Here is a 3,740-nt window from a genome sequence, read left to right on the forward strand (position 1 = left end):
CCGGTGCTTCGTTCGCGGTCGCTGGCGACACCGTCTACGGACTGACTCCGGGCCGGGATGCGGTGTATCGGTACGACGGCTCGGGATCCTCCTGGACCAAGATCGGCGGCCCTGCAGGCCAGATCTACGCCGGGGACTGGGGGTACGGGCTCGTCGCCACGAGTCCCAGCGCCGGCGACTTGAAGGCCTACCTCGGCACTCCCGACTCCTGGAGATTCATCGGAACTGTCGGCGCTTCCTTTGCCGTCGCCACAGATACCGTCTACAAACTGACCCCGACCAGCAACGCCGTGTACCGCTACGTCGGCTCTGGCCTTACCTGGACCAAGGTGGGCGACGCTGCTCACTCCATCATCGCGGGCGACATATAGCGAAGCGCGATGTCTTCCTGTCAGAGCCGACCGTGACCGGATGAGCGCCAGCCGGTTCGATGAAGCCAACTGTGATGCATGCCTGCCGTCCCGCCAACCCGCTCCGGACCGGAGCTGGTCCGACCTCGTCGGCACCCGCCACTACGTCGTCGACCTTGTGAGAGGCCGTCGGCGCAGGGAACGTGAAGGCCACAGCGGCTTGCGGTGATCTTCATCGACGCGATCCAGGTGAAGATCCGGATTCTTTCGACGATCTTGAGAGCCGGACGGTTGAGCGGGCTGGACCCCCCTGTTCGCGATCAGGTACCGGGTGCGACGCGTGACGTGCTCCGGGTGTTCAAACGGGGCCGGTGGTGGCGATGAGGCAGCGGCCCCTCGATACGAGGGACTCCTCGACAGATGGTCGCGTACGCCAGGGGGTTTCTCTCACCTGTCAGGAATCACCCGTGCGGGACTGCGCCCTGTGCCATGGCACGAACGCATTTGTCAGCCCCGCCAGGGCCGGGCGCAGCTCCGGGTGGTGCCGCAGGATCACCGTAGCCATGGAGTTGTCGTCGATCCAGGCCATTCCGGCCTTGGAGTACACCTCTGGGGTGTAATACGCGGTGAAGAAGCGGTCACTGCTCAGGCGGACCGAAGCCATCAGGATGAAGATGCGGAACGCGGTGTTGCTGAAGGTGAACCCGGCCGGAAGCCTCTCGGCGTACATCCCGATCGTCAGGTCGACCTTCTCGATGTCGTTCCCGTACAGCCGCTTGATCTCCTTGGCCCACGTCGGATTGTCCGTCAGATCCTCGAAGTTCGCGGCAGGCTTCATCCGGAGAAGCCGTCGGAACTCGTTGTAGCGGGGGACGCCCAGTTCCCGGCTGCGCAGGATGTCGGTGGCGGCGAGGTCCTGCAGGTGCCCGTCGGGGCGCTGGTACTCCTGAAGAAACTTCGGGAAGTTGTGCAGGGTGACCAGACCAGGGTGGAGTGTGCCGAAGCTGTAGAGCAGATCGCCCATGTTCGTGGTCTCGAGAACCTTCAGCGCCTCGGGTCCGGAGATGTCGCGCAATGAGCAGCGGCGCAGGGTCTCGTCGTCGACGGCGGAGCGCAGGTCCCAATCGTCGCGGATCAACGGATGCATGCGGTAGATGGCCACGAACTCCTCGGTGAGGGCGAACGGGGCGCCGTAGTGATCCGTCTTCGCGCCGGGGATACCGCTGACGAGCTCGCTGTCGCTGATCCGGCCAAGAAGGTTGTGGATGCGTTCCCCGGCGAGGCCCCACCAGTTGGTTTGCAGGGCCTTGACGGTCGTGGGATGGCTGATCACGGCCGGCGTCCACTCCACGGTGTGGATTTTGGCGATGAGTGCGGAGTTGACGAGCCGCGCCCGTTGGAAGAGCTCCTCGTCGTCCCAGGACGGGTACGCGGCATGCAAGTGGTCGCAGATGGCGTTGTGCTCGCGGGCGAACAGGTTCTGCATGATCACCAGGCCCAGCCAGAAGCCGGGCACCTTCGACGGGTCGCGAGCGGGGTCGGGGAACGGGGTCTGCTCGTCGTCCCACAACCGCAGTCTGCCCAACTCACCGGTGCGCAGTTGGCGTTGCTCCGCGTCACTCGATCCGTAGATCTGCGAAGCGTCCCACCAGTGGGAGGAGACGTTGACGCGCGTGTCGGGCATGTCGGCGGCCGCCTGCGGATCCCGGGTCGGGTCCTCGGGTGTCCGCATGATCCGCATCGGACGCTCCGGCCAGGGATCGTCGTCCATGAGGGGCACCTCCCAGGGCCGGTCCCCAGGATTCGTACCGTGGCTGAACCAGTCGCGGATCATGAACTGCAGCCAGGTGGAGACGAGGGAGTTCACGGACTCGGCCGGGATCAACTCATGACGGGTGAGCAGGGCTCGGCTGACCTCGCGCGGGTTCGGCCGGGACAGGACGTCCTCACACGTGCCCGGCGCGATCTTGTCCAGCGGGATATTGCGGTTGAATCGGGTGCCCGCCATGCCCATCCGAGGCTCGTCGAGATCGTTGTAGCTGCCGTCGGCGCTCCTGTTGACCTTGTGTTTCTCGGACTTCGGCCCGGGATCGGGAAGGTTGACCGAGGGCAGGTGCGTGGTGTCGTGAAGGTTCTCCTGACGGAGCCTCAAGCGCAGTCCGAAGAGAACCGCCAGACCAGGAATCACAGCCAGCTTGTCCCAGCCGATACGCCGGTCGACATACTCGGCCAGGTCGCCGACGAATTTCCATGGAGGGGAGGCGGATGAGGATCGGGAGCGGCGGAAGAGGGAACGTAGTGAGCTCATCGGAGTCCTTTCGTGGCACCGCCGGTTTCAGCCGGAGGAGGAAACGAAACTTCCTGCGGAGCTGGGCAGGAGCGGGAATCCGTCCTCGGACGGACGTCAGTGCTCTGAAATACAGGTTTGATGCTTACGTGCGGCCCGGCTTGTTTATGAGCGCGATCGCGGACCGTGCACAGCGGGTGCTTCCATCCGACCGATGCGTGGGCAGCCGCGCCGTCGCACACGTTCGGCTGCGTCCGGATGGTCTACCACCTGGCCCTGGCCGCCCTCGCCGAGGCATGGGCGCGGCAGGAACTGGTCAACTTCAGTGTCACGTCGGACACCATGTGCTCCCGGCCGCTGCCCGAAGGCGCCGAGCGGGCGATCGTGGCCCGTCGACGAACGCGGCTGGCGAGAACACCACGACCGTCGGGGCCATCGCGGATGCGCGCTGGAGCGAGCTCCGCTCCATGCCGGAGTGAAGGTCCTCCTGGTGTGGACGGGAAGTGGGCGCCGCGGACCGCTTCCTCGCCTCCTCCAGGGTGGTGTTCCCTCGTGCCTCCGCACACCGCCGACGGCCGCCATCGCGCTCCGCGATAGCGGCGCGATGCGGCCGGATCCCGCCGCCGTCACCGGGTCGCGGTCCGGGTCGAGGCACCGGATGAGGAGGGTGGGCGCCTGCAAGCCGGCGATCCTGTTGCCGAGCCGGGCTTCGACTGGCAGGTGCCCGAGGCGATCGGCCGGAAGGCGCGTTGCTTGGCCACGGTGGCTCCTCGAGTCTCGGATTGCGATGACCATTGCGATGACCTCTGTCGCGATGGCGCACATGCGTCTCAACATCACATCTGGGTGCCCCTGGAACGCACACTAGGAGACGTTCCGATTGCCTGCATGTCGGAACAGCACCGTGACGCTGGGAGTGAAGTTCGGACGGACCGGCGCGGATTCGGACAGGCCGGCGCGGAGGAGAGGCGGGCGAACGCAGGGCGCGGCGTCTGGCCCACGTCAGTGATAGGCCAGTCCGTGCAGAATCGACAATTGTTGACTGCTTGAATATTCGCCGTTCGCGAGGTTCTTGAGACCAGGTCCCGCATCCGCTACGCGGA

General features: G+C 65.6%; 3 protein-coding genes. 2 read left to right on the forward strand and 1 reads right to left on the reverse strand.

Annotation, left to right across the window (positions count from 1 at the left end; translation table 11 throughout):
* Positions 1-371 (forward strand): hypothetical protein (locus ACN6LD_RS33745; protein WP_445045148.1); only part of this gene is annotated, 371 nt, incomplete at its 5' end.
* Between the two features lie 433 nt (positions 372-804).
* Here ACN6LD_RS33745 and ACN6LD_RS33750 read toward each other — a convergent pair.
* Positions 805-2,658 (reverse strand): peroxidase family protein, encoded by a 1,854-nt coding sequence (locus ACN6LD_RS33750; protein WP_445045149.1) that lies wholly within the window; start codon positions 2,656-2,658, stop codon positions 805-807.
* A 165-nt stretch (positions 2,659-2,823) separates the two neighbouring features.
* Between ACN6LD_RS33750 and ACN6LD_RS33755 the strand changes: the two genes are divergently transcribed.
* Entirely contained in the window at positions 2,824-3,234 is a 411-nt protein-coding gene (locus ACN6LD_RS33755) for a helix-turn-helix domain-containing protein (RefSeq protein WP_445045150.1), read from the forward strand.
* Positions 3,235-3,740: the final 506 nt, after the last annotated feature.

It is taken from the genome of Streptomyces sp. SAS_272 (assembly GCF_052543235.1).